This window comes from Zeaxanthinibacter sp. PT1 (genome assembly GCF_028464225.1).
Lineage (GTDB): Bacteria > Bacteroidota > Bacteroidia > Flavobacteriales > Flavobacteriaceae > Zeaxanthinibacter.
The window spans coordinates 405,539-431,302 of sequence record NZ_JAQPCN010000001.1 but is presented as its reverse complement, the minus strand read 5'-3'; the positions used below and the strand labels follow the sequence as shown (position 1 = coordinate 431,302).

20 protein-coding genes and 1 tRNA gene are annotated in these 25,764 nt (G+C 44.9%); 10 read left to right on the top strand and 11 right to left on the bottom strand.

Annotated features, from left to right (window positions below; all coding sequences use genetic code 11):
- Positions 1 to 165 precede the first annotated feature (165 nt).
- The gene (locus PP178_RS01890; protein ID WP_272592608.1) at positions 166 to 1,263 is read right to left on the bottom strand and encodes a DNA topoisomerase IB; all 1,098 of its coding nucleotides are present in this window, start codon (positions 1,261 to 1,263) and stop codon (positions 166 to 168) included.
- Positions 1,264 to 1,556: 293 nt separating this feature from the next.
- On the opposite strand from PP178_RS01890, the gene PP178_RS01885 reads away from it, so the two are divergent.
- From PP178_RS01885 to PP178_RS01870, 4 genes are all read left to right on the top strand, one after another.
- Positions 1,557 to 2,474, top strand: coding sequence for an alpha/beta hydrolase (locus PP178_RS01885; protein ID WP_272592607.1), 918 nt, complete (start codon positions 1,557 to 1,559; stop codon positions 2,472 to 2,474).
- A 775-nt stretch (positions 2,475 to 3,249) separates the two neighbouring features.
- Positions 3,250 to 3,870: a VTT domain-containing protein gene (locus PP178_RS01880; protein ID WP_272592606.1), complete on the top strand. Its 621-nt coding sequence runs from the start codon at positions 3,250 to 3,252 to the stop codon at positions 3,868 to 3,870.
- Positions 3,871 to 3,951: 81 nt separating this feature from the next.
- Positions 3,952 to 4,215 (top strand): hypothetical protein, encoded by a 264-nt coding sequence (locus PP178_RS01875; protein ID WP_272592605.1) that lies wholly within the window; start codon positions 3,952 to 3,954, stop codon positions 4,213 to 4,215.
- Between the two features lie 553 nt (positions 4,216 to 4,768).
- On the top strand, positions 4,769 to 5,044 hold the full coding sequence (locus PP178_RS01870) for a hypothetical protein (RefSeq protein WP_272592604.1): 276 nt from the start codon (positions 4,769 to 4,771) through the stop codon (positions 5,042 to 5,044).
- Positions 5,045 to 5,050: 6 nt separating this feature from the next.
- On the opposite strand, the gene PP178_RS01865 is transcribed toward PP178_RS01870, so the two are convergent.
- From PP178_RS01865 to PP178_RS01840, 6 genes are all read right to left on the bottom strand, one after another.
- Positions 5,051 to 6,376 carry a transglutaminase-like domain-containing protein gene (locus tag PP178_RS01865; protein WP_272592603.1) on the bottom strand — a complete coding sequence of 442 codons (1,326 nt, stop codon included), beginning with the start codon at positions 6,374 to 6,376 and terminating at the stop codon, positions 5,051 to 5,053.
- 976 nt (positions 6,377 to 7,352) lie between these two features.
- Positions 7,353 to 7,426 (bottom strand) — tRNA-Asp (locus PP178_RS01860).
- A gap of 80 nt (positions 7,427 to 7,506) precedes the next feature.
- Positions 7,507 to 8,436, bottom strand: a complete 930-nt coding sequence (locus PP178_RS01855; protein ID WP_272592602.1) for a DUF58 domain-containing protein — start codon at positions 8,434 to 8,436, stop codon at positions 7,507 to 7,509.
- A 105-nt stretch (positions 8,437 to 8,541) separates the two neighbouring features.
- Complete coding sequence (gene trxA / locus PP178_RS01850; RefSeq protein ID WP_133642474.1) at positions 8,542 to 8,859, bottom strand: thioredoxin; 318 nt, start codon at positions 8,857 to 8,859, stop codon at positions 8,542 to 8,544.
- A gap of 174 nt (positions 8,860 to 9,033) precedes the next feature.
- On the bottom strand, positions 9,034 to 13,410 hold the full coding sequence (gene dnaE, locus PP178_RS01845) for a DNA polymerase III subunit alpha (RefSeq protein ID WP_272592601.1): 4,377 nt from the start codon (positions 13,408 to 13,410) through the stop codon (positions 9,034 to 9,036).
- Between the two features lie 148 nt (positions 13,411 to 13,558).
- On the bottom strand, positions 13,559 to 14,014 hold the full coding sequence (locus tag PP178_RS01840) for a ferritin-like domain-containing protein (RefSeq protein ID WP_272592600.1): 456 nt from the start codon (positions 14,012 to 14,014) through the stop codon (positions 13,559 to 13,561).
- Positions 14,015 to 14,342: 328 nt separating this feature from the next.
- Here PP178_RS01840 and PP178_RS01835 point away from each other — a divergent pair, with 328 nt between their 5' ends.
- Together PP178_RS01835 and rimM are read left to right on the top strand one after the other, a co-directional pair.
- Positions 14,343 to 14,936, top strand: coding sequence for a 30S ribosomal protein S16 (locus PP178_RS01835; RefSeq protein WP_272592599.1), 594 nt, complete (start codon positions 14,343 to 14,345; stop codon positions 14,934 to 14,936).
- 8 nt (positions 14,937 to 14,944) lie between these two features.
- The gene (gene rimM, locus PP178_RS01830; RefSeq protein ID WP_272592598.1) at positions 14,945 to 15,478 is read left to right on the top strand and encodes a ribosome maturation factor RimM; all 534 of its coding nucleotides are present in this window, start codon (positions 14,945 to 14,947) and stop codon (positions 15,476 to 15,478) included.
- 60 nt (positions 15,479 to 15,538) lie between these two features.
- Here the strand turns inward: rimM and PP178_RS01825 are convergent, their stop codons facing one another.
- Positions 15,539 to 17,464 carry a CHRD domain-containing protein gene (locus PP178_RS01825; RefSeq protein ID WP_272592597.1) on the bottom strand — a complete coding sequence of 642 codons (1,926 nt, stop codon included), beginning with the start codon at positions 17,462 to 17,464 and terminating at the stop codon, positions 15,539 to 15,541.
- Positions 17,465 to 17,616: 152 nt separating this feature from the next.
- On the opposite strand from PP178_RS01825, the gene PP178_RS01820 reads away from it, so the two are divergent.
- Entirely contained in the window at positions 17,617 to 18,348 is a 732-nt protein-coding gene (locus tag PP178_RS01820) for a tRNA1(Val) (adenine(37)-N6)-methyltransferase (protein WP_272592596.1), read from the top strand.
- A gap of 1 nt (position 18,349) precedes the next feature.
- Here PP178_RS01820 and PP178_RS01815 read toward each other — a convergent pair whose 3' ends face one another.
- Positions 18,350 to 19,663, bottom strand: coding sequence for an amino acid permease (locus tag PP178_RS01815; protein WP_272592595.1), 1,314 nt, complete (start codon positions 19,661 to 19,663; stop codon positions 18,350 to 18,352).
- Between the two features lie 79 nt (positions 19,664 to 19,742).
- Between PP178_RS01815 and PP178_RS01810 the strand changes: the two genes are divergently transcribed.
- The 3 genes from PP178_RS01810 (at position 19,743) to treF (ending at position 23,747) form a co-directional block, all read left to right on the top strand.
- Positions 19,743 to 20,834 (top strand): aromatic ring-hydroxylating oxygenase subunit alpha, encoded by a 1,092-nt coding sequence (locus tag PP178_RS01810; RefSeq protein WP_272592594.1) that lies wholly within the window; start codon positions 19,743 to 19,745, stop codon positions 20,832 to 20,834.
- Positions 20,835 to 20,910: 76 nt separating this feature from the next.
- Complete coding sequence (locus PP178_RS01805; protein WP_272592593.1) at positions 20,911 to 22,089, top strand: acyl-CoA dehydrogenase family protein; 1,179 nt, start codon at positions 20,911 to 20,913, stop codon at positions 22,087 to 22,089.
- A gap of 56 nt (positions 22,090 to 22,145) precedes the next feature.
- A complete protein-coding gene (gene treF, locus PP178_RS01800; protein WP_272592592.1) occupies positions 22,146 to 23,747 on the top strand; it encodes an alpha,alpha-trehalase TreF in 1,602 nt (533 codons plus the stop codon).
- 8 nt (positions 23,748 to 23,755) lie between these two features.
- Here treF and PP178_RS01795 read toward each other — a convergent pair whose 3' ends face one another.
- Complete coding sequence (locus tag PP178_RS01795) at positions 23,756 to 24,829, bottom strand: phosphotransferase enzyme family protein (protein ID WP_272592591.1); 1,074 nt, start codon at positions 24,827 to 24,829, stop codon at positions 23,756 to 23,758.
- A complete protein-coding gene (locus tag PP178_RS01790; protein ID WP_272592590.1) occupies positions 24,811 to 25,704 on the bottom strand; it encodes a nucleotidyltransferase family protein in 894 nt (297 codons plus the stop codon). Before PP178_RS01790 ends, PP178_RS01795 begins: the two co-directional genes overlap by 19 nt.
- Positions 25,705 to 25,764: the final 60 nt, after the last annotated feature.

The following is a 25,764-nucleotide window of genomic DNA, read 5'->3' as shown; positions in this document are numbered from 1 at the left end:
AACTGACCCCTTAGGAGACTAAGGGGTTTTTTTGTGTTAAGATCTATGATGATTTTAGCAGAGCCAGAATGAACGCATCATCATATTAAATTACCAGAAATTCAGTAAAATGATTGGGTCTTCATGCTTGTGTCTCGAAGAGAAGTGAGAAGTAGAATAAAATAATCAGGACTTCGTCGTAAAATCAGGCCGGTAATTTCTAACTAACTTCAAAACCGCTTTTTCTGAAGAAGTGAAATAATCCTGAGACTGGGTATCCTGGTCAGCTAATTTAAAATAGGGTAACAGTTCACCTGTATTATAACTGGATGGAATGGCAGGGTGAATATAATATTTCCTGCAGACATTCCTTGTATTACCAAGTTCCCTGGCTGCATCGTCATAGGCTTTTAGAATCTTCCTCTGCTTAGCATCCTCTTTCTCCGGATAGTCGCATGATTTTAAGCTTTCAAAGAAAACGATGGTAGCCGCCCAGGTCCTGAAATCTTTTGCTGTATAGGATTCCCCGCTGATATCTTGAATATAATCATTTACCTGCTCGCTTTCTATAGCGTGTTTATTTCCGTCTACATCAAAATACTGGAATAGTTCCCATCCCGGTATTTCCTCGCATTGATTAACAAGCCGGATTAATTTCTTATTCCTCAGGGTAATCTTATGCTTTTTACCTCGCTTACCGGTAAACTCGAATTTTAAACCATTTTTATAGGTTTTCACATGGCGGTCTCTAAGCGTAGATAATCCGTATGTTTTATTTTTACGTGCATATTGTTCACTTCCTATCCTTATATGAGTCTCTTCCATAAGCCGGATCACCAAGGCCAGAACCTTGGTTTTTGTCCAGTTTTCCTGGTCCAGATCCTCATCTACATGTTTACGTATTTTTGGTAATGAAGCACCAAAAGAAGCCATTTTGTAAAACTTGGTCTGGTTCCTGATCTTTGACCAGAGTTCATGGTATTTATATTGTTTTCTTTTCTTGTTGTCTTTGCCTACGGCTTGCAAGTGACCATTGGCTAGATCTGATATTCTTACCTCTTGCCATGCTGGAGGAATTACAAGTTTTTCTATCCGTTCAAGATGGTCTTTCAGTTTTAAAGGTCGTCCATTTATGAGGTACTTAAAATCTTTGGAAAGTCGCTTTCTAACAATGGGTAATTGATCCTGGTAGACATAGACCAGGTTAAATTCCGAAATGGCTTTTTCAGGATTTTCCAGTATGGTCTCCCATAATTCATCAAAATTTTTTCTTTTGGAAGGCATATAAATCGGACCTTTTTAGGTAGGGGAAAGCTCTGTTGTATAAAAATACTGTAATTCAGTTATTCAAAAAGGTGCTATTGGTCAAAAATCGGATGGATATAATAGCGAAACAGTAGTTTATGATAGCCGTAAATGGATTGATTTCGATGTAGCGTATTTCAAGAACTTTGTGTCGATTATTTACTGTTAATGGTTAAATTCTCCAGTTTAATCGACTTGTCTTAGAGACTGTTGAAAGATTGAATATCTTTAATTATTATATTAATAATAACCTCTCTGTAAATCTATATGCTATGTCTTACCGGAAGCTGGCGGTATTCTGCACCACAATTCTTAGTCTAGTTTTCTTCTCATGTAATTCCTCTTTTGAGGAAATTGGGGGAATAGAGAAGGATAGATCCGATTCACCGGAGCGACCTCCTTTAGAGAAAGCAACTTTAATGAATATCAGCTACGGGTCACATCCCCTGCAGAAATACGATATCTACCTGCCTTTTAATCGAAACGCTGAAAAGACCAAGGTGATCATTCTGGTGCACGGAGGAGGGTGGATTGAAGGAGATAAGGAAAGTATGACACCATTCATCGAGCTTATCAAGGAACATCATCCGGATCATGCTATTGTCAATATGAACTATGTTTTGGCAGAGATAGGACCTTCCTTTGTTCCGGCATTTCCGAATCAATTTCAGGATATTGGACGCGTAATAAATCAAATTATAGAGGCGAAGAGCGAATACCAGATTTTGCCGCAATTTGGTATGATCGGAACCAGTGCCGGTGCTCATTTGTCTCTGATGTATGATTTTGTTTACGACACTGAAGATCAGGTAAAATTTGTTGTGGATATAGTAGGGCCTACAGATTTTACAGATCCTTTCTATACAGAGGACCCGAATTTTAATTTGGCGCTGTCCGTTTTCGTAGATGAATCTCAGTATCCCCAAGGCACCAATTATGCTGAAGCGGTCAGCCCTGTTTATAATGTCAGGAGCTCAAGTAGCCCGGTCGCCTTATTTTATGGTGATGAAGATCCCTTGGTTCCCTTGTCTAACGGGATTGTGTTGGATGAAGTACTGACAGATTTTGGTATTGAGCACAATTTGACAGTTTACCAAGGCGGCCACGGCGATGATTGGAGCACTGATGACCTGGAAGATATACAGGAGCAGATCAACCAGTTTATCGATCTTCACTTGCCGGTGAATTAAAGAATAAATGCGCCAATATCAATACTAGCTCCTTATTTCACTCGAAAAATAAATATCGATTTTATTTATCTAAAATTGCAAGCTATACGTATATAGAAATGGTACAGCTGGTACACTACAATTTCTGGATTCGTTGATCGGTCAACATCCTGCGAAGCGTAACCTTGATGTACTCCTATAACACCTTATTTAGTGAATGATGACCAGACAATTTTCTTTAAAAGCGCTTCCATCGAGCTCATATCCTATGGGCAGGAAACCTAAGACAGGATTCCCGGTATTCATAAAAAAAGCTGTTTTAAAAAAAATAGTACGCCAGTATGACCTTGATTACCATGTGCCGGCAACTCTTTTTATTGGATTAAACCTGCTGCTTATTTATTCGGTGATCTGAACCTAAGACCAGAGTAGTGAATGATTTGGCATCAAAGTTCCACGGTAATATTTATTAGCCATAACGCACCCTATGAATCCGGGGAAAAGATACAGTTAAGATTTGACCAAGGTTCACCTAATCCACCGGGCTGTATTGGTAATGCGCTCGAGATGTTCAATAATTGTTTTTTAAAATTCAAGTAGATAGGAAAGGGGGGTGCTTAACCCCACCCCGGTATCAAGTTAAAGTGATTCACTGCATAAAACTTGCAGGCAACAAAAAATAGTGACAGTGAATTTCAGAATTGAATGATATAAAGGTTGAGTATTTTATTCCTCTTGCCTGTTATATTAGATGAGTAAATATTAAGAATAATATTTTACCAAAAATACGTGAGTTATGGATTTGATCGATTTGATCGGTAATACAGATGAATACCTGATTGAACAGGTTACCGCAAACCTCGTTTTGACCTATTTAATCCTTTTCGCTATTATTTTTTCAGAATCGGGAATCATTCTATGCCCCTTCCTGCCAGGAGACGGTCTCTTGTTTTCAATCGGGGTTGTAGCCACAGTTTCACCTCTGAATATTTATATCGTTATTCCATTACTATCACTTGCAGCGATCCTGGGCTACCTGTTTAATTACCACCTTGGGCGCTCTTTCGGGCGTTGGATATTAGAAAGGGATTACAAGACAATCCGGAGGGCCTATTCAAAAACGGAGATTTTTATGAAGGACCATGGGCAAAAGGCGGTTATAATATCAAGATTTTTTCCCATTGTTCGGACCTATGTTCCTTTTGTTGCGGGAGTCGTGCAAATGAACTATGGTGTTTTCCGTCGGCAGACGTTCGTCGGGGGTGTCCTCTGGGTCAGTATTTTCTGCCTTACAGGATTTTTCACCGGGGAAATTCCATGGGTTAAAGAAAATTACGGACTCATATTCCTGGGCTTAGTCGTCCTTACAATGCTTCCGTTCCTGTTCCAAGTTTTAAAAATGTTGAGGACTAGATGAACCGCAGCAATATTTACCACTTTGAATCTAGATTAATAATTAGATATGAACTCATTTATTATATTATGAAAACAATGATGGATGAACTTGATTAATAATTTTGTTTTGCGATATGTCCGTGTCATTGAGCTGGTTGGTGTTCTGATGCGAATTTTCAGCTTTTCCCTGGTGAGCTGGATGGGTGACCAAAGTCCATTTTTGTTTGTATGGTCATTAAATACCCTGGATGCTCTCATCCTGTCATGGACCGCAGTCCTCAAAAAGGACAGGGCTTATACTATTTTGAATATCTTCTGGATCGGGGTTGGAATAATTGGGATTCTCAGGGCTACCGGAATATTATAGTTTTCTGATAGAATATTGTGGTGATGGCCTCGCCTACTCAGGAGCATGGGAGTATCCCTGCAGGATAATCACTTTAATGCATATTTCGTTCGTAGAAGACTTTTGGTTTATGCTTCGACTTTATCATTAATAGGTCGAATATTTAATCGCAAATTTAACGCGGGGGATGTTTGATCCCGCCCCGCTTTTAAGTTCGATTTCCCCGCTGCAATAAACTTGCACTGAAGTGCATTTTTTTAGCTGCTTTTTTCCTGCAGTGGGTGGTAGTATCTTGAAATCGGGGCGGGGTGGATACCCCGGATTTTGGACAGACAATAGGAACGCTCTAAGTATAGTTGATCGATTAGATTGATTAATTTCTGGATATTTAAGCTGCTTTTCCGGATTCCCATCGCTGACTACAGCGCGAAACTTCACTATCTTAAAATTGATTATAAAAGTTATTCTGTCCTTAAGTGAGCCAATGCATTTGGTTCAAAATTCATTATATTTATTAGATGCAACGACTATTAACTCGGACTGATTCATTACTAACCAACTAAACATATACAAAATGAACCGACTAAAAAACCTTAAGTCCATTACCACATTCTTACTTCTACTGGGATTCATCACTGTTGGTTCTTTAAGTTCCTGCAGGGATCAAAAGAAGCAAGATGGGGAGGAGCAGACTACTGAAGAAGCTGCTGTTACTGAGGAAGAACATCCCACTGGCGAAGAGCACCCTGCTAAAGACGAACACCCGAAAGGGGAGGAGCACCCTTCTAAGGAGGGGGACGAGCATCCTAAAGGAGAGGAGCATCCAACTAAAGATTCCGTCCAGGGATAAGGTTAATCATTTGATTACATCTCCAGTTCCGGCATTCCTGCTGAATGAGAAAAAGGTCTCAGGGAAAGCGGGCGTATTGCCGATTTCCATAACCGGGTATGCCAGGAAATTGATGCTACCCGATTGGGGACCAGGGTCAACCTGTAGATCGCGCCCTCGGCTGAATTCTATGCGATTTGCCGGATGCCTGCCAAAGTAATAGGTGGCAAGCGCAGTGTATTTATTGGCTTCGCTGATATCGACTGGCCACCACTTTTCCTCCGCGTAAAATTCGGCCCAGCAATGATATCCATCAATACCTCCTTCATCCCGATCTGAGGGAATGGAGGCTCCTACTGCAAATCGGGACGGGATTCCCGCTGACCTGGCCAGGGAAATAAAGAGCGAATGGAATTCCGTGCAATTACCGGTGAGGGCATCGCAGGCGTAAACCGCATCTCCGGTTCCGTATTTTCCGGCTTTAATGTAGCGCATATTATCAATAACGTAGTCGTATAATGCCCTTGCCTGCATAATCGTTCCACCGTTGCGTTTATCCCCGATGATAGAATCTGCCAGGATCTGGAAGCGGTCGCCCACAGGCATCAGAGCACTTGCGTTCAGATAGCGCGTTGGAGATTCATCTTCCAGATAGGGCTGTTTCTCCAGTCTTTTAACATCGTAATTCACTTCTATTTTCTTTCCGCTGTGTATCGGTGCGAATTCCATGTATAATATGGTATTTCCATGGGTGCTCTCTTCGAGCATTTGATGAGCAACTGGGGTTGTTAGCGATACCAATTTCACGTCCTGGAAACGATCGCTTTGTGGTACTGGAAGCCACAGTTTGGCAGGTGCCTTGATTTCAGGAAGTGTAAGTTCGTAATTAAACCGGAAACTATCTTCGCCTTCGATTACGCCAAGTAAATCGGAAGAGGCGTTTTCTAAGGGCACCCTGTACCAGGTCTTGTCCTCGCGTTGTTTCCAGGTATACATGGGTTTGCCATTGAGTTTATGGAGGGTGGTTTCCGTAACTTTCATGCTCCCCGGCTCTCCTTCGAGGAAAAAATCAACATCGTAAACGTCACCGCTTACATCGGCCAGGTCTACACAGGCAAAATGCCGGTTAGGACCCAGATTAGAAAGGTATTCGGTATGTACACGAACAAGCTCCAGCTTCAGGATCTTCTCGTCTGTCGGTAATAGAAAGTACCCCCCGTCTTCCTCAACTTTCCTGGCAATATTGGCTTTAATACCCGCTTCGATATCAGCAGTGACTACTGTAGGGGTTGGATTTTCATCACTGTTTATGGTGACATCTTTCTTTTGTTCTGTACCCTGATTGCAGGCCATTATCACGCAAACTGTAAGGAAATAAATGAATCGTGGGATTTTCATTCTAAGTTAGGTTTTAGCTTTTATGAATTTACGATAATTCCAACGTATTCCTATTAAAGACAATCTTTCGGGACCCATATAGGACCTGAAACCATTAGTCCTGTAAGTGGTGATTTGAGCATATACTACCAATGGATTCCTGGGGTGGCTTAACCCGCCCCCCCCACCCACCTTTAAGTTCGCTTTTCCCCCTGCAATAAACTTGCACTGAGGTACAATTTTTAGCTGCTTGTTTCCTGCAGTGGGGACGACTATCTTGCGATTGGGGCGGGGGGCTCCCCCCATGCTTCCCGCTGCATTTAAATTGATCAGGGCATTCAGGATTAATTTTCTTGCGGGCTCGGAAATCGGCACTGGGGGTGGCCCTGCAAGGCAAAGTCTTTTCCCAACTGCGTTGGGAGTGGCTTATATTTTTATGGGACGGGATTACAGTGATCGCTTCGCTCCACTGTGGGCCCAATGGGGTGGCCCTGGAAGAGCAAAGCCCTTTGCTCGACTGCGTTGAGGTTTAAATTATAAAGTGTTTCGGACCTCGAACATCGAATTTACCTGCCCTTGGCAGGCTTCGAACCATCCCGGGATTGATTTCCTCGCAGGCTCGGAAATCGGCCCAATGGGGTGGCCCTGCAATTAGCACGCCCTTTCCCAACTGCGTTGAGGTTTAAATTTATATAACGTGTTTCGAACCTCGAACCTCGAATTTACCTGCCCGTGCCGGTAGGATGGGCCCCTGGCAGGCTTCGAACCATGACGGGATTCATTTCCTCGCAGGCTCGGAAATCGGCCCTGGGGGGGTGGCCCTGCAAGAGCAAAGCCCTTTCCCAACTGCGTTGGGTTGGGCTTTTTCCGTTCCTTCGCTTATAAAAGCAAGCTTTTAACGCTCTGAACGAAAAAAGCCCCTTACACTGCGTGTAAAGGGCTTTGCTTCTTGCGGTCTGGACGGGACTCGAACCCGCGACCCCCTGCGTGACAGGCAGGTATTCTAACCAACTGAACTACCAGACCGTGGCGTTTAGCGTGTGCAAATATACATTGCTATTTCAATTTGACAAACAATTTTATTCAAAAACCACAAAAAGATTTTATCACCCGAATTGCTGCCTTTCTATCATAAAGGTATTCAGGACCTTGGCAAATGATTCCCCTACATCAATTTCTACATATTTAATCCGGTATCGGGCACATTGCAATTTTATATGCTGAAAAAATTCATTCACCTTGCGCTCATAGGCCTCTTTAACATTATCCGAATACAGGTCGATATAATCACCCGTCTCCACGTCGAGAAATCGCTTAGGTCCACTCCCAAAATTAAACCCTACTTCTGTGTCCCTGTCCAGCAAGTGGAATACTACCACTTCGTGCTTGTTGTACTTTAAATGGCGGAGTGCTTCAAATAGCTTCTCGTCATCCTCCCCGGTTTGCCACATATCTGTAAATAAAAATACCAGGCTACGCCTTTTAATTTTCTCAGCGATCTGGTGTAAGTAGGTATAGATTTCAGTTTCTTTACCAGGTTGAGGGGTATTGACCATTTCGCCTAACTTATTCAGTAACATCTGGCGGTGCCGTTCACTTCCTTTGTCCGGGGCGTAGTAATGGTAGTTATCGGAGAATATGCTCAAACCCACAGCATCCCTTTGTTTCTTCAAAAGTTCCATCAAAGCGGCTATGGCAAGTACCGCAAACCCCATCTTGTTCAAGTTCTCTAACGCAGGCTGTTCCATTTCCGGGTAATACATGGAGGCCGAATTGTCCAGAATCATATGACACCTGAGGTTGGTTTCTTCCTCGTACTTTTTGGTATAAAGCTTATCTGTACGCGCAAAGAGCTTCCAGTCGATGTGTTTTGTGCTTTCGCCAGTATTGTAGATGGCGTGTTCTGCAAACTCCGCAGAGAACCCATGAAAAGGACTTTTATGGATGCCGCTGATATATCCCTCAACGATCTGCTTCGCCAAAAGTTCAAGGTTGGGGAATAAAGCCGCCTTATGTAATTCCTTAGAAAGGTCCATAGCACGAATATAAAGAACTTATGGGTGTTATTTACATCGGGTGAGCGAGCATAAAAAAATCCGGCCAATCGGCCGGATTCCTATATTAAATGCTATTTCGTAGTTCTATAGAACCGCGTCAATAGCGTCCGTGTAAACCTTCTTAGGGGATACACCTACTTGTCTGTTCACGATTTCACCGTCTTTGAAGACTAAAACTGTGGGGATGTTACGCACGCCATACTTGGCTGCGAACTCCTGGTTGGCATCGACGTCTACTTTGCCGACTACCGCTTTGTCTTTGTATTCTTCGCTGACCTCATCAATGATGGGGCCTACCATCCTACAAGGACCGCACCAAGCCGCCCAGAAATCTACAACTACGGGTTTATCACTTTTCAATACTACCTCGTCAAAAGTAGCGTCTGTTATTTCTAAAGCCATTTTATCTAGTTTTTCGAATTATGCAAATTTAGTCAAATATTCGGGCTTTTTCTTACTCCAAACAAATACATTTTACCTATATAACCATCAATTCTTCCTATGCTATTAAGACATTGTTAATGAGAGGGCTTTAGCTGTTAATTAGGATCTGTGCGATTTGAGCTTCCCTGCTAATCAATTCAGTTTAAAATGCACTTCCTGTTCCTCCAGTAATTGCAGTAATTCACTGCTTATCCCGATCTTCTGCTTCCGGCTGGAGAGGTTCACTTTTATGGATTCCTCCATCTCATAGATAGAGAAGTTAAGTGGGTGGTTCCCCTGGAAAGATACCAGGATGTCCTTCAGTTTATGAATGCGACTCTCCTCCAGCCTGTTGATGTCCAGGTTGATGGTTAGTTTTTTGGCGAAGTTTTCCATGACGTCCTGCAACAACATAAAACTGTTGAACTGTAATCTTGGGTCGCCTTTCATACCTGTATCCCGGTTGGTCCAACCTTCACGAACATAGGCCTTGATGTAGATGAATGAATTGATCATCAGGAAATGGCGGAACTTCAGGTATTCTTCGCCAAATATCCTGAATTCGAAAGATTCGTTATAGTCTTCCACGGTAAATAAGCCCCATCCTTTGCCATTCTTGGAAACCCTGTGCTGTACATCAGTAATTACACCTGCAAATGATAATTCACGATTCACGTATTCCGGTAGGTTTTGGAAGCAAGAGAGGTCAGCATTACAGAAGGTTTTAACCTCTATCTTAAAGTCATCTAATGGATGCCCGGAGATATAGATCCCCACTACCTCTTTTTCCTTTCGTAACTTTTCCATGGTTCCCCAAGGTTCACAAGGGGGTACTTCGGGTTCGGGAATCTGTACTTCACTGGCACTGCCAAAAAGGCTCACCTGGGACGAATTTGCACTTTCCTGGGCCCTGGCGCCGTACTTGATCACTTTTTCAAGGAAAGTGATCCCATCTCCTTCCGCGTGGAAATACTGGGCCCTGTGGGTGTCTCCGAAAGAATCGAAGCCCCCGGCTAAGGCCAGGTTTTCAAACGCCTTCTTGTTGGCTGCCCTGAGATCGATTCGCTTGGACAGATCAAAAACAGATAGGAAATGCCCGTTTTCTTTTCGCTCTGCTACGATAGTTTCTACGGCAGACCTGCCCACGCCCTTAATGGCGCCCATCCCAAAGCGGATGGCATTCTGGTTATTTACCGCGAACTTGTAATAGGATTCGTTCACATCCGGTCCTAATACCTCTAATCCCATTCGGCGGCATTCTTCCATGAAAAAGGTCACCTGCTTAATATCATTCATGTTATTAGAAAGCACTGCAGCCATGTATTCTGCCGGGTAGTGGGCTTTCAGGTAAGCTGTCTGGTAGGCGATATAAGCATAACAGGTAGAGTGACTTTTATTAAAGGCATAAGACGCAAAGGCTTCCCAGTCTTTCCATATCTTTTCAAGGACATTCCTCGGGTGTCCTCTCTCTTCCCCTCCATCCAGGAATTTGGGCTTTAGTTTTTCAAGCAGGGCAAAGATCTTCTTACCCATAGCTTTCCGCAGAACATCCGCTTCACCTTTTGAAAATCCGGCAAGTTTCTGCGATAATAACATCACCTGCTCCTGGTACACGGTTATCCCGTAGGTCTCTTGCAGGTATTCTTCCATTTCCGGTAGGTCATAACTGATCTCTTCCCTCCCGTGCTTCCGAGCAATAAAACTTGGGATGTATTCCATAGGTCCCGGCCGGTACAAGGCGTTCATGGCTATCAGGTCATCAAACACCGTAGGCTTAAGGTCCTTCATGTGCTTCTGCATCCCGGGCGATTCATACTGGAATACACCAACGGTTTCTCCCCTCTGGAAGAGTTCGTAGGTTTTTGTATCGTCCAGCGGGAAATCATCCGGCACCAGGGAAATACCGTGCTTGGCCTTTACGATCTTTACCGTGTCCTTGATCAGGGTCAAAGTTTTAAGGCCCAGGAAATCCATTTTTAACAGGCCGGCACTTTCTACAACCGAGTTGTCAAATTGAGTTACGTAGAGATCGGAATCCTTAGCAGTGGAAACCGGTACAAATTTAGTGATGTCGTCCGGGGTAATGATCACTCCACAAGCATGTATCCCCGTATTCCTTACCGAACCTTCCAGGATCCTGGCCATGTTTACCGTCTGGGCTTCCAGGTCGTCACCTTCAGAGATATTAAGAAGATGATTTACTTTTTCCATATCGTCAGAACGGAACTTCTTCTTCAGATCGGATTCCGGGATGCCAAAAATCTTTCCAAGCTTAGACATAGCCGGTATCAGCTTCGAGATCCGGTCCGCGTCACTTAGTGGCAGGTCCAGTACCCTGGCAGTATCCCTGATAGATGATTTGGCAGCCATGGTTCCATAGGTAATGATCTGCGCTACCTGGTTAGCTCCGTATTTTTCAATAACGTAATCCATAACCCTGCTTCTTCCCTCATCATCAAAGTCGATATCAATATCGGGCATGGATACCCTGTCGGGGTTCAGGAACCGCTCAAAAAGCAGGTCGTACTTTATAGGGTCTATATTGGTGATCTTGAGGCAGTATGCGACCACCGATCCTGCAGCGGATCCTCTTCCGGGTCCTACAGATACGTCCATATTCCTGGCTTCCCGGATGAAATCCTCTACAATAAGGAAATATCCCGGGTAACCGGAGTTTTCAATGGTCTGCAATTCAAAGTTCAGCCGCTCTTCTATCTCTGGCGTGATCTCGCCATACCTTTTCTTAGCGCCTTCAAAGGTGATGTGGCGCAGGTAGGCGTTCTCTCCTCGCTTACCCCCGTCTTCTTCGTCTTCTGCTACTTTAAATTCTTCGGGGATCTCAAATGCCGGGAGTAACACATCCCTGGCCAGGTCATAGGGTTCAATCTTCTCAACGAGGTCTGCGATGTTGAGGATAGACTCCGGCAGATCCTTGAATAACGTTTTCATCTCCTCGGGAGATTTAAAGTAGTACTCCTGGTTGGGAAGGCCGTAGCGGTAGCCACGTCCTCTGCCTATTGGAGTAGACTGCTTTTCGCCATCTTTCACACACAGGAGGATATCATGCGCCTCGGCATCCTCCTTCTGCATGTAATACGTATTGTTGGTCGCAACCAGGGGCACGTTATGCTTCTTGGCCATACTGATCAGCACCTGGTTAGCGCGGTCTTCATCCTCCTGCCCGTGACGCATGACCTCTACGTAAAGGTCTTCTCCAAAAACGGATTTCCACCAAAGCAAAGCTTCCTCGGCCTGGTTCTCACCTACGTTCAGAATTTTGGATGGAACTTCTCCATAAATATTCCCGGTAAGGACGATGATGTCGTCCTTGTATTGCTCCACAATTTTTCGATCTATCCGTGGCACGTAATAGAACCCGTCAGTATATGCCAGGGAGGACATTTTGGCCAGGTTGTGGTATCCTTTTTTATTCTTGGCAAGAAAGACCACCTGGTAGCCTATGTCTTTGACATTTTTGTTGGTGTGATCTTCGCAGACAAAGAATTCGCACCCGATAATAGGCACAAGTTCTTTTGAAGTCGTTTCTTCTCCTTCTCCTGCGGCTTGTTCCTGTACGTTTTTATTGTACGCTTTTACTTCACGAACAAAATGGAAAGCTCCCATCATATTCGCGTGATCCGTAATCGCTACGGCAGGCATGCCCATTTCCCCGGCTGTCTGTACGAGGTCCTTGATCTTAATGGTGGATTGCAGAACGGAGAACTGGGAGTGGTTGTGCAGGTGAACAAAAGGAGCCTCTTCCAGGTGTTCCAGGTTTTCCCGTATCTCTTCTTTAGAAATACTTGGCCCTTCGTGGGTTCCCAGCTTGTCCGCGATTTTTTTGGAAGCCTTTTTCAGGTTGACATGTCTCAGCCCGATCTTAGGGATCTCGGTGGGGTTAACTTCTTCGTATTGTTCGTAGTAACCCGGGGCTTGCTGCAGTGTTTGTAACGAATATTGTCTTCGGCGCAGGAGTTCGAGGAAACAGCGGGTTGTTGCTTCAACATCGGCCGTTGCATTGTGAGCCTCAGAAAACGGTTCTCCAAACAAGTGCTGGTGGAGTTCTGTTAGGGTGGGGAGTTTAAATTTTCCGCCACGTCCCCCGGGAATCTGGCATAATTCTGCAGTTGCCTCCGTACAGGTGTCAAGAACGGGAAGTTCTTGCAAAGGGTTTTCAATGGCCTCCCTGTGGAATTCCGCCCCCATGATGTTCACATCAAACCCTACATTCTGACCCACTATAAATTTTGCCTTGGCAAGGGCGGCATTAAATTTATCAAGGGCTTCACCGAGGGGTATACCTTGTTCCCTGGCGAGATCGGTCGATATGCCGTGAATTTTCTCCGCGTCATAAGGAATATCAAAACCGTCAGGGCGAATCAGGAAATCCTGGTGTTCCACCAGGCGGCCCATATTGTCGTGTAATTGCCAGGCAATCTGTACACAGCGGGGCCAGTTATCAGTGTCGTGGAAAGGGGCGTCCCACCGTTTGGGTAATCCCGTGGTTTCGGTATCAAAAATCAGGTACATGAATACAAGCTTAGAGGGTGTAATGCAGGCTATAAAATTACATAATTGCCCTAAGTTGAAGAAAGTGAATTGTCAGTAGTTATCAACTAATAAAAAATCCGGGAATATAACTCCCGGATTTTTAATCAATTGGTCGTGTATCTTATGACTAGGATACCATTTCTTCATATACCTTGGCGGTATTCAAGGCGCTTTGTATGGCGTTACGCTGCTTGGTGAGCAGGTTCCTGGTTGAAGGCTGTAAGCTGTATTCTTCGTCAGAAAGAATGTCGTTGTATTCTTCTAAACTAGCCTTTTCTCCACGTTCTACTTCTTCCAGTATGCGTTCGGTGTCATCACCGGACAAGCTGGAAGTAATGTTCATCCAGGTTCTGTGCATATCGCCTTTAAAACTGCTGCTGCCTTCTTTCACCTCACCGTGTTCTCGCATTTCGTTTTCTAATTCCTGTGCAAAATTTGCTCTCTGGCTCACTTTGTCATACAGAAAACGGTGCACGGTTGGTGTATCAATTTTGTCTGCTGCCAAGGCGTATCCCTTTTTAGCGTCATATGTTTTCTCTAATAAGTCGTTTAATTTGTTTGTAATCTTTTCTGAATACTTCATACTATCTATCTTCATTTTTATCTTTCTATTCTAGCTGTTGTTTCTCAACAGTCACTGTATATAAGATAAAAGATAATGACGGAAACACAAGTAAATACGGGGGTTTTACATAGATTTAACAGCTTATTCCGCCAATTGTTAAAACGAAATTAATTCTCTGGCTAATTTCTTTCAATTTCATGAGGTACACTTTAATTTTAAAACTTATATTTGCACCCTCTTAAATGCATGGAACTCTGTGCTTAAAGAACTTGGCAGACCGTAGCCTTCAAAAGCGGAATGAAAGAATTAATAACCCTGGGTCGGGCACCCTACAAATTAATGTGATATGCCAGTTAGAATCAGATTACAAAGACACGGTAAAAAAGGAAAACCTTTTTATTGGATCGTAGCCGCCGATGCGCGTGCAAAAAGAGATGGTAAATTTCTTGAGAAATTAGGAATCTACAATCCAAACACTAATCCTGCTACTATAGACGTCAATGTTGATGACGCGGTTCGTTGGTTGGATAATGGAGCACAGCCTTCAGAAACAGCGAAGAGGATTCTCTCTTACAAAGGAGTTTTACTGAAGCACCACCTAATGGGAGGTCTTCGTAAAGGAGCTCTTACTGAAGAGCAGGTAGAAGAGAAATACAATGCTTGGTTAGAAGAGAAAGGTAAATCTGTTAGCCAGCGTGAAGAAGAATTAGAGAAAGCGAAAGCTGAAGCTAGGGCTAAGGCGCTTGAGGCTGAAAAAGAAGTGAACGAGAAAAGAGCACAGGCTGCTGCAGAAGCTGAAACTCCTGAGGCTGAAGAAGCAGTAGACGCAACTGAAGAAACAGAAGCTGTTGAAGAATCTCCTAAGCCAGAGGCCAAGGTAGAGCAATCAGAAGATGTTCCTGCTGCAGAAGAAACTAAAGCTTCATCTGAAGAAGAATAAGGATTGCGATGCTTAGTAAGGAAGAATGTTTCTATCTGGGCAGAGTAGTTTCAAAACATAGTTTCAGGGGAGAAGTTCTAGTTAAACTAGATACTGACGAGCCTGAAATTTACGAAGAAATGGAATCAGTGTTTATCTCAATGGGAGATAGCCTGGTTCCATTTTTTATTGAAAAATCCCTGTTACAGAAATCCAGTTTGCTGCGAATCCGGTTCGAAGAGATTGATGACGAAGCGGGTGCCAATGCCATCCTTGGGGCCGAATTGTACTTACCACTTACCATGCTTCCAAAATTATCCGGCAAGAAATTCTATTACCACGAGGTTGTTGGTTTTAGTTTGGTGGATGAAGAATTAGGTCCCGTAGGTACCATTAAAGGAGTAAATGATTCGGCTGCTCAAGCCTTGTTCGTTGCCGAACATAAAGGCAAAGAACTGCTGATTCCCGTCAGTGACGAGATCATTACCCGTATAGATCGGGAGAAGAAAGAGATCCATGTCCGCACACCTGATGGCCTGGTCGCACTTTATCTCGATAATTAATTGCTAAGAATTAAAAAACCCCGGTCTACACCGGGGTTTTTACTTTTATTTAGTCATGTCTTAGTCAACTATATTGATCACTCCGGTCATTGCAGAGTGGATCTGGCAGTTGTAGTATAATATATCTGGTGCGTTCATCGGAACCGTAAATGTCACTGTTCCATTTTCTTCCCCGTTGTTGGTCACCCCATCATTATACGCATTGGCATTGGTGTTCCCTTGTACTGACTTAATAAAGAAGGGATGGCCGGAAGCATTCACCGTGAAAGTATAGGTGGCTCCGCGGGTAAGGGTCAGCTCCGGATCTAAGGCATCTGTCAGTCCGCCTCCATTAAAAGTATAATCGGTTACACCGGAATTGGTGACGTCAAAGTTTACCACGCCATCACCGTTATGCCCGACATTGCTTCCTATATTCCCTTGGGCAACCAAGGTGCCAAGGTCCTCGGCACTTAGGTGGATATTGATATAACCGTCATAGGTCAGCACATCAGCATACCCAAAGGCAGTTCCGTCGTCAAGGGCAGCAACATTACTTTGGCTGATCCCGGTATCCCCATCCACAGGAACAAAGGTAAAAGCAATATCTCCGCCTTCTGCTGCGGAATTCATATGAATATGCCCTGGGTGACTTCCACCTGCCGGGGTATTCATAAGTACTATGACGGCCAATGCTTCGCCATTAATCCGCTCCGAGAAGGTAGCGGTGCCGGAAATATCAGGGACATCCACACTGTCTAAAGTATAGACCACGGTGGTTCCTGTTAAATCATTCTGCCCTATGTCCCCCTGGGCGACTAATGTTCCCAGTTCTTCAGCACTTAGATGGATATTAATATACCCGTCATATTCCAACAAGGCGCTATAGGTGATTGCAGTCCCATTGTCAAGCGCAGCAATATTCGTAACACTTATTCCCGTGTCGCCATTTACGGGGTTGAAAGTAAAGGCGATATCTCCGCCTTCAGCAGCCGTGTTTTCATGTATATGTCCCGGATGCAATCCTCCATCAGGAGTATTCTCCAGTTCGATGATCGCTAAGGTCTCGCCATTCACTCTTTGAGAGAAAGTGGCAGAACCTGAAATATCAGGCACATCAACACTTTCTAAGTCATAGGTTGTACTCTGACCGGTTAATTCGTTCTGTCCGATGTCTCCCTGTGCTACCAGGATCCCAAGTTGCTGGGCGCTTAAGTGGATGTTGATATACCCATCAACATCGAGCACTTCCGCATAGCCAAATTCTACCCCGCTGTCTAATGCGGCAACATTGGTTGCACTAACCCCTGTATTCCCGTCAACCGGGTTAAAGGTGAATAGTATGGCTCCTCCTTCTGCAGCAGTATTGGCGTGAATATGCCCTGGGTGCTCTCCATTGTCAGGTGTGTTCTGTAGTTCGATAACTGCCAGGGCTTCCCCGTTTATACGTTCTGAAAAGGTTGCCGTTCCCGAAATATCTGGAACATCTTTACTGTCCAGTTCATAGGTCTTGCTGTTTCCTGTGAGGTCGTTTTGCCCGATATCTCCCTGGGCCACCAAGGTTCCCAGCTCATCTGCACTAAGGTGCACATTGATGTATCCGTCAAACTCCAGTAATTGATCATAGGAAATAGCGGTTCCATCATCAAGGGCAGAAATGGTTACGCTGCTTTCCCCGCTGCCACCGTCAACAGTTCCCAGGGTCACGGCAATATCCCCTCCTTCTGCAGCAGTGTTAAAGTGAATATGTGCAGGATGCTGCCCACCGTCAGGGGTATTCTGTAAGGCCAGGTCTATGGTCACGGTGTTGTCTTCGTTCTTTGTGAACGTCGCTGTTCCAGTAATATCCGGATTACTTACGGACCCGAGGTCATAAGTAGTCGATTCCAGGTTTACAGGATCTGTCTCTTCAAACGGGTCGTTCCCATCATCGTTGTTACAAGCAAGCACGAATAAAAAGCACAGGGCTAGTCCTAGCTTGCTTAAAATGTTGATTTGTTCTTTCATAGCGGTAATTTTTGTTTAGTCCCTATAAGTTAGGGGTACTTACGGAGAATTTCTATCTCGGTTTTTATAATATTTTGTTAAACGTTAATCCGTCAAAACTTGAACGCTTTGAGTTTTTATAATTCCGGGAGAAATAAGACCTTTGACCGCCTATGGATAAACCTTTCCACTTTAAAAGTTTTAGTGTAAGACAGCAGCGTTCGGCTATGAAGGTGGGGACCGATGGGGTGCTTTTAGGAGCGTGGGCCTCGTTAGACCATAATCCCCGGAGTATCCTCGATATAGGAGCCGGGACTGGCCTGGTCGCACTAATGCTGGCTCAACGCTCTGATGCGGAACTGATCGATGCCATAGAATTAGATGGTGACGCCTACGAGGAATGTGTGGAAAATTTTGAAGCATCCCCATGGGGCGACAGATTGTTCTGCTACCATGCCGGATTGGACGAATTTGTAGACCAGATGGAGGAGACTTACGACCTGATCGTCTGTAACCCACCATTTTTTGAACCGCATAGTGGTCACGGAACAGGGGACAAGACAAAAGGAGAAGCCAGGATGAAGGCCAGGCAAACGGGTTCCTTGTCCTTTGAAGAACTGTTAGAAAGTTGTTCCCGATTATTATCCGGTACAGGACAGAGTTCTTTTGTAATTCCCTATCAGAGCGAAGAACATTTTCTCTCCCTGGCTGCAGATTTGGGTTTATGGCCGCTAAGAATTTGCCGGGTAAAAGGAAGGGCGGACCGTCCCATAATCCGGAGCCTGATCTCGCTAAGCCGTTTAAAAGAAGTTGTCCATTCCGAGGAATTAGTCATTGAAGTAGAACGACATGTATATACCGATGCCTATCGCGACTTAACCGCTGATTTCTACCTTAAAATGTGAGTTATTTTTTAATGCTCTTCCATTTTAACCAGACATAGAGAGGAACGCCGCTCATCAGCAGCAGGAACCCCCAGAAAACGGATTTTTCTCCTGTACCATAGATACTCCACAGGGAGTATATAAACCCAATGCCGGCTAAACTTATAATCGGCCACCACGGTGCTTTGGGTACTTTACGCTTCATCATAATGACTACGAATGCCCCTGTGGTAAAAAGATAAGGAACCAGCATACAGACTGTAGTGAGCAGGATCAGGAATTTAAACTGGTCTACCAAGCCTTCCGTGAAATTCATCAACATCACTAATGAAGTAAGTACACTTCCAATTAATACGCCCAGGAAGGGGGTCTGGCTGCTATTGGTTTTACCGAATACCGGTGGGAAAAGCCGGTCCTGTGCTGCAGCCAGGGGGACCTGCCCAACCAGTAAGATCCATCCATTAAGGGCGCCAAAGGCGCTGATGGCAGCTCCGGCGGCTACCACTTGCCTTCCCCATTCCCCGGTCATGATCCCCATGGCATCAGCAAAAGGTGCAGGGGAAGTTTCCAATTTATCCAGTGAGATCATCCCCATGATCACCACTGTACTGAAAACATATAAAAGGGTGGTGATAACAGTACCCAGCATTGTTGCCTTCGGAATGGTGACCTCCGGATTACGGATAGTCCCAGATGACACTGTTGCACTTTCAATTCCCAGGTAGGCATAAAGCGTCATGCTGGCTGTGATGACAAAGGCGCCAAAACCACTTTCTTCACTGGGATTAAAAGGACTGAAATTAGCGATATCAAAGAAAAAAAATCCACCAATGATGACCACAGTGATCGGTACAATTTTCAGGATGGTGGTGACCAGTTGCATGGTACCCGAGGATCTTGCGCCCTTAGTATTGATCCAGGTAAGGAACCAGATTGCACTTAACCCGGTAAGTACTGCCAGTAATGAATTTTCACCAAGGATGGGGAAAAGAACGGTCAGTGCACTGACAAAAGCGATGGCGATAGCTGCATTGCTCACCCAGATAGAAATCCAGTAACCCCATGCCATCATAAACCCCATGAAATCGCCAAAGGCTATATGAGTGTAGGCATAGGGCCCACCACTTTTGTCACTGATCAGTGTGCTGAGTTTACTGAAGATCTTGGCCAGGACAAGGGCACCAAAAGCCGAAGCGATCCATCCAAGGATGCTGATCCCTCCATAAGTAGCAAGCGCAGCGGGCATTAAAAATATACCCGCTCCTACCATATTTCCAACGACGAGCGAGGTGCTCATCCATAATCCCATTTTCTTTTCTTCCGATGTTTCAGCCATTTACATCACCCCGGAAAAATCGGGATTAATTGGTTACATTTGAGTGGGTTGTTCTCCTAAAGTACAAAAACAATCGGTTATGCTGTACGATTATTATATCGATCCGGATATTACAAAAGCAAAGACGCTGCCGGCTTCTTTTTACCGCGACCCGAAAGTGTTTAAAGCGCTTAAGAATAAAATACTCAGGAGGTCCTGGCAGTGGATAGGAGATGAATCTCTTGTTCCCGTCCCACACAGGGTATATCCCTTTTTCCTTTTGGATGGGTTTCTCCCGGAACCCTTGATACTCACCAAAGATGCTACCGGTGAGGTCTATTGCCTGAGCAATGTCTGCACCCATAGGGGCAACCTGCTGATAGACAAAGCATGTAAAAGCAGGAAACTGGTGTGCGGCTACCACGGCCGAAGATTTGCACTGGATGGTACTTTTGAGTATATGCCCGAATTTGAACAGGCGAAATCCTTTCCTTCAGAGTGTGATCACCTGACCAAGCTGCATCTCTACCATTGGGGTCCCCATCTCTTTACATCCCTTGACCCTGCTTTTGATTTACGCGAAATACTGCTGGTCATGGAAGAACGTATCGGTCATATGGGGATCAAGAATTTTCATCTTAAAAAAGAGCGTTCCAGTGATTACGTGATAAACGCACACTGGGCTTTGTACTGTGATAATTACCTGGAAGGGTTCCATATTCCTTTCGTCCATAAGGCATTAGACTCCGTACTGGAGTACGGTAGCTATGATACCCTATTGTTTGATCATATTTCCCTGCAGGTTGGCTATGCTTCATCTGATGAAGAGCTGGTGTTCGACATACCCATAGACCATGTGGATCACGGGAAGAAGGTGGCTGCATATTATTTCTGGGTGTTCCCTAACCTCATGTTTAACTTTTATCCCTGGGGTCTTTCTGTAAATGTGGTCAAGCCTGTTTCCGAAGATCAGAGTAAAGTGAGTTTCAGAACTTATGTCTATGATGAGAGCAAACTAGATCAGGGTGCAGGATCTGGTCTTGACACGGTAGAAATGGAGGACGAAGCCGTTGTGGAAAGTGTTCAGAAAGGTATTCAATCCGGCTTGTACTCTCATGGCCGGTTCTCCCCTACAAAGGAGAAAGGCGTACATCATTTTCACCTCCTTCTGTCACAATACCTGCGAAGCTAAACTCAATACTAAAATCTAACAAGCGGGGTTGTATATGTGATATTTCTTTAGCTACCTTTGAGAAAAACCAAGGAACATGAAGCCCGATCTTTTTGAATCTCCCGATTATTTTAACCTGGACGACCTTCTTAGCGAAGAGCATAAGCTGGTCAGGGATGCAACCCGGCAATGGGTGAAACGAAGTGTTTCTCCCATTATTGAAGAATATGCGCAAAAAGCTGAATTTCCGAAAGAATTATTGGGAGGTCTGGCCGAGATCGGAGCTTTTGGGCCTTATATTCCACAGGAATATGGAGGGGCAGGATTAGACCAGATCAGTTACGGGCTGATCATGCAGGAGATTGAAAGGGGAGATAGTGGGATCCGTTCTACAGCCTCCGTACAATCCTCCCTGGTAATGTACCCCATATTCACCTACGGTACAGAGGAACAAAAGAAGAAGTTTCTCCCTAAACTAGCCACTGGGGACCTCGTCGGATGCTTTGGACTTACTGAGCCCGATCACGGTTCTAACCCCAGTGGGATGGTCACTAATTTTAAGGATAAGGGAGATCATTACCTCCTTAACGGAGCCAAGCTCTGGATCTCCAATTCACCGTTTGCAGATATAGCCGTAGTCTGGGCAAAAAACGAAGAAGGACGTATTCACGGGCTTATCGTAGAACGGGGTATGGAAGGGTTCAGTACTCCGGAAACACATAATAAATGGTCATTAAGAGCCTCGGCCACCGGCGAACTCATCTTTGATAACGTAAAAGTGCCCAAGGATAACCTGCTTCCCGGCAAGAACGGTTTAGGTGCACCGCTTGGGTGCCTGGACTCTGCTCGATACGGTATTGCGTGGGGTGCTATCGGTGCAGCTATGGATTGTTATGATACCGCACTGCGATATGCCAAAGAAAGAGTGCAATTTGGAAAGCCTATTGCTGCCACACAATTACAACAGAAGAAGCTGGCCGAAATGATCACTGAGATCACCAAGGCGCAATTACTGGCCTTCCGTTTGGGACAACTGAAAAATGAAGGCAAGGCCACGACCGCCCAGATCTCCATGGCCAAACGGAACAATGTAGAAATGGCGATCAAGATCGCTCGTGAGGCCAGGCAAGTTCTCGGTGGGATGGGAATTACCGGTGAATACAGTATTATGCGTCATATGATGAACCTGGAAAGTGTAATCACCTACGAAGGGACGCATGATATTCATTTGCTGATTACCGGGGCAGATATTACCGGGATCCCCGCTTTTAACTAATTACATTGTCAAAAAATACTGTACTTTGTAGGGAATAACCATTACGGAAATGTCCTATGAGATCCCTATACCTATTCTTCTTACTTCTAGTATTTGTCCAGTGCAAAACCGAGACCGATAAGAAGGTTGACCACGCAGTCCAAAATGTACTTACAGAGGTTGCGGAGCAACCGGAAATTAAAACGCCGGATGAGCTTTTAGGAGATCTTTTTGCGGAGGTCCAGCTACAGCAGGTGTTCGAGGACGGCAAGACTTTCGTGGATTGCACCGCAAAATATCCTTATGATGAAATTGTTTCACGCTACAAGGAGCAAAAAGATGATCCCGGATTTGACCTCGAGGCATTTATCCTGGAACATTTTGAGACTCCACCCTTGATAAGCACAGACTTTAAGTCGGATCCGGACAGAACTGCCAGCGAACATGTAGAAGCACTATGGCCTGTTTTAGAGCGAAAGGCCGACAAGGATGAAAAGGGAAGTACACTGTTACCCCTACCGGAGCCCTATATTGTACCGGGAGGCCGATTTCGTGAAGTGTATTACTGGGACAGCTACTTTACCATGCTAGGCCTGGCGGAGAGTGGAAAACTGGACCTGGTCGGGTCCATGCTCGATAATTTTGCTTACCTCGTAGAGACTATAGGGCACATCCCTAATGGGAACAGGACTTACTACGTCAGCCGTTCGCAGCCACCATTTTTTGCCTTTATGATCAATCTATATGCTGCTCACAAGGGTGATGAGGTCTACGAAACATACCGAGACGCCTTACGTGAAGAATACAATTTCTGGATGGAAGGGTGTAGTGAAGATTCCAAACCTATACTACACTGTGTTAATACAGAACATGGGATAATGAACAGGTATTACGACGCCAGCCATATCCCAAGGCAAGAGTCTTATCGTGAAGATTACGAATTGGTAGAACAAGCAGGAGGGGGTGAAAAGATGTACAGGGATCTGCGATCGGGGGCCGAATCCGGCTGGGATTACAGCACTCGTTGGTTTGCCGATGCTAAGAACATGGCTACTATAGAAACTACAGATATCATACCGGTTGATCTGAATGCGTTGATGTATGGAATGGAAACTGTTTTAGTACGATCCTTCCCGGAAGATACCGCTTTCGTCCAGCTGTTGGAAAACCGGATGGAGGACAGGAAAAAATTCCTGAACGAAGTTTTCTGGAACGAAGAAAAAGGCATCTTTTTAGACTACAACTGGGTAGATAAAAAACCGACTTCGGTTAGTTCCCTTGCAACCGTTTATCCATTATTTGTGGGCATGGCTACACAAGAGCAGGCGGATAAGATAGCTAATTACATTCGTCAGAATTTCCTCAAAGCAGGCGGAGTGGTGACCAGCCTTAACCACAGTGGTCAACAATGGGATGCTCCAAATGGATGGGCTCCCTTACAATGGATGACCGTTATGGGCCTGGAGCGTTATGGCCATGATGATCTTGCCCGGACTATTGCTGAACGCTGGGTGGCACTCAATGAAAAAGTATATGCTAATACGGGTAAGTTCGTAGAAAAATACAATGTGGAGGATATGACTCTTGAAGCCGGTGGAGGAGAATACCCCGTACAGGATGGATTTGGCTGGAGCAACGGGGTATACCTGGGGCTGAAAGCCTATTTATCCCAAGAGTGATACCATTTTTATCTGAGTATTCGCTGTACCACCCCTTGCATAAATAATCTTTCCGCCAGGGCCAGTTCCGCAAACCGGAATAGGGACAGGGACCGGTCTAAATTCTGTTCCGGAGATTTCACCTTGTAGTATACATCGCCCATTAGGTAATCGGTCAATGCCCGTAACCCGTGTAGAAACGGCATATAGGCAACGCTATTCGCAATCTCTTTTTTCTCTTCTTCGGTCATAAAAACGGGATGCTGTCCTAAACCTTCAATAAAAGCGGTGAAATGTTCTTTTGAAAAGCTGATGTTTTCAAGCGCCTGTTCATCTTCAGCAGCAGTGTTGACTACTGTCCGAAGTGCATCACCAAGATCATAACGAAGGAATCCCGGCATCAGGGTGTCCAGGTCTATGAGGCATAGGGGTTTCTTGTCATCGCTACTAAACAACATATTATTCAGCTTGGTGTCGTTGTGGCATAACCGCACTGGTAACTCATCAGACATATACTCCTGGAGGATGGCCGCAGTATGAGTGATGAAGCCAAGCAAGGGTTTAACCTTTGACAGCCGTTCCTCCTTGCCCTGTAACAGGGCCTCTTCAAATTGCCTGTACCGGTGTTGAAGACTGTGGAAGTCCGGAATAACCACATGGTATTGAGAGGGATCTGCATGTTGCAATAAACAGTGAAACTTACCGACTAACCAGCCTGCCTTTTCAGCAACTTTTAATTCCGGGGGCAGATCGTAAGCCTCGCTACCGGGTACGTAAGAAAAAAGGCGCCAATAATTCTTATGGCGATCCTGGTAGAGTAGCTCATCCCCAAGGGTGCGATAAAGTTTCAGGGCATGGTAATCCGGGTCTGAAAGGAGGGGAAGTGTCCTTGCAATGTTCTGCATTAGCTGCAGGGGTTCAGGAAACACTTCACGGTTGACCTGCTGAAGAATGAATTGTTTATTATCCTGGTCTGTAACCAGGAAAGTGGCATTTATAAGGCCCTGGTTGACTGGTTTTACAGAAATAGCCGGGCAACCTGAAAACTTTGAAAATATTTCCTGGATGCCCGGCTTGTCCATTACTATTGTTCCATATTCCATAAAGGAGATCGGTAACCTCCCGTAGCTGTCATATCCTGCAAAAGACTGACCGCAGATTCTTTGTCCTCAGAATATGTAACCCCGAACCACTGGCTCTGCGAAGGGATGACTTCTACAGAGACCTCACCGGCCTGCAGCATTTCCTGTATTACAAAGGGTAAGTAAACCTCACTACCCTGGATATTTTTTTCGTCTTTAAGAAACTCCCGGAAATCGGATTCGATATGACTGAATATAGATGGATGGCAGATCCAGAAATTCATGCTGACCATTTCTTCCCCGGTAAATTCCTTTCCACTCTCATGGTCCTTTACGACAGCTCCTTCTTGCTGTAGTTTGGTTCGTTCCTGTACAGACTCGAGCATATGTCCTTTGGTTTGGCATACGCCCCTGGAAACAGTTCCGAAAGGAGATAAGGTATCACTAAGGGTATAAGCTACCAGGCCATAATTGTCCTTCCCGGCACCATCCCTGATGAATCTCGCCGCATTCTCAAATGCTTGTTTACCATAATAGTCATCGGCATTGATTACTGCGAATGGATTGTCGATGACATTCCTGGCAGACCAAACTGCATGGGCAGTTCCCCAAGGCTTAGGACGTTCACCGGAATAACTGCTTCCTTCCGGAAGATCCGATAATTCCTGGGGGATCACATCTAATTTAATGTCACTGGGCAGGCGAGAGCTCAGGTATTCATTCAGGTAGTTCACATTGTCTTTCTGAGTAATTACTACGATGTGCTCAAAACCGTTTTCTAAAGCGTCGTATATACTGAATTCCATCAGGAATTCTTCCTTAGGACCAAATCCGTCAAACTGTTTTAATTTACCGTATCGGCTACCGCGTCCCGCGGCCATTAATAGAAGTGTCATAATGTGTGTTTAATGCTTGCAAAAATAGGATTTTATTGAGGATAGCTGTTGCTGTGCAGG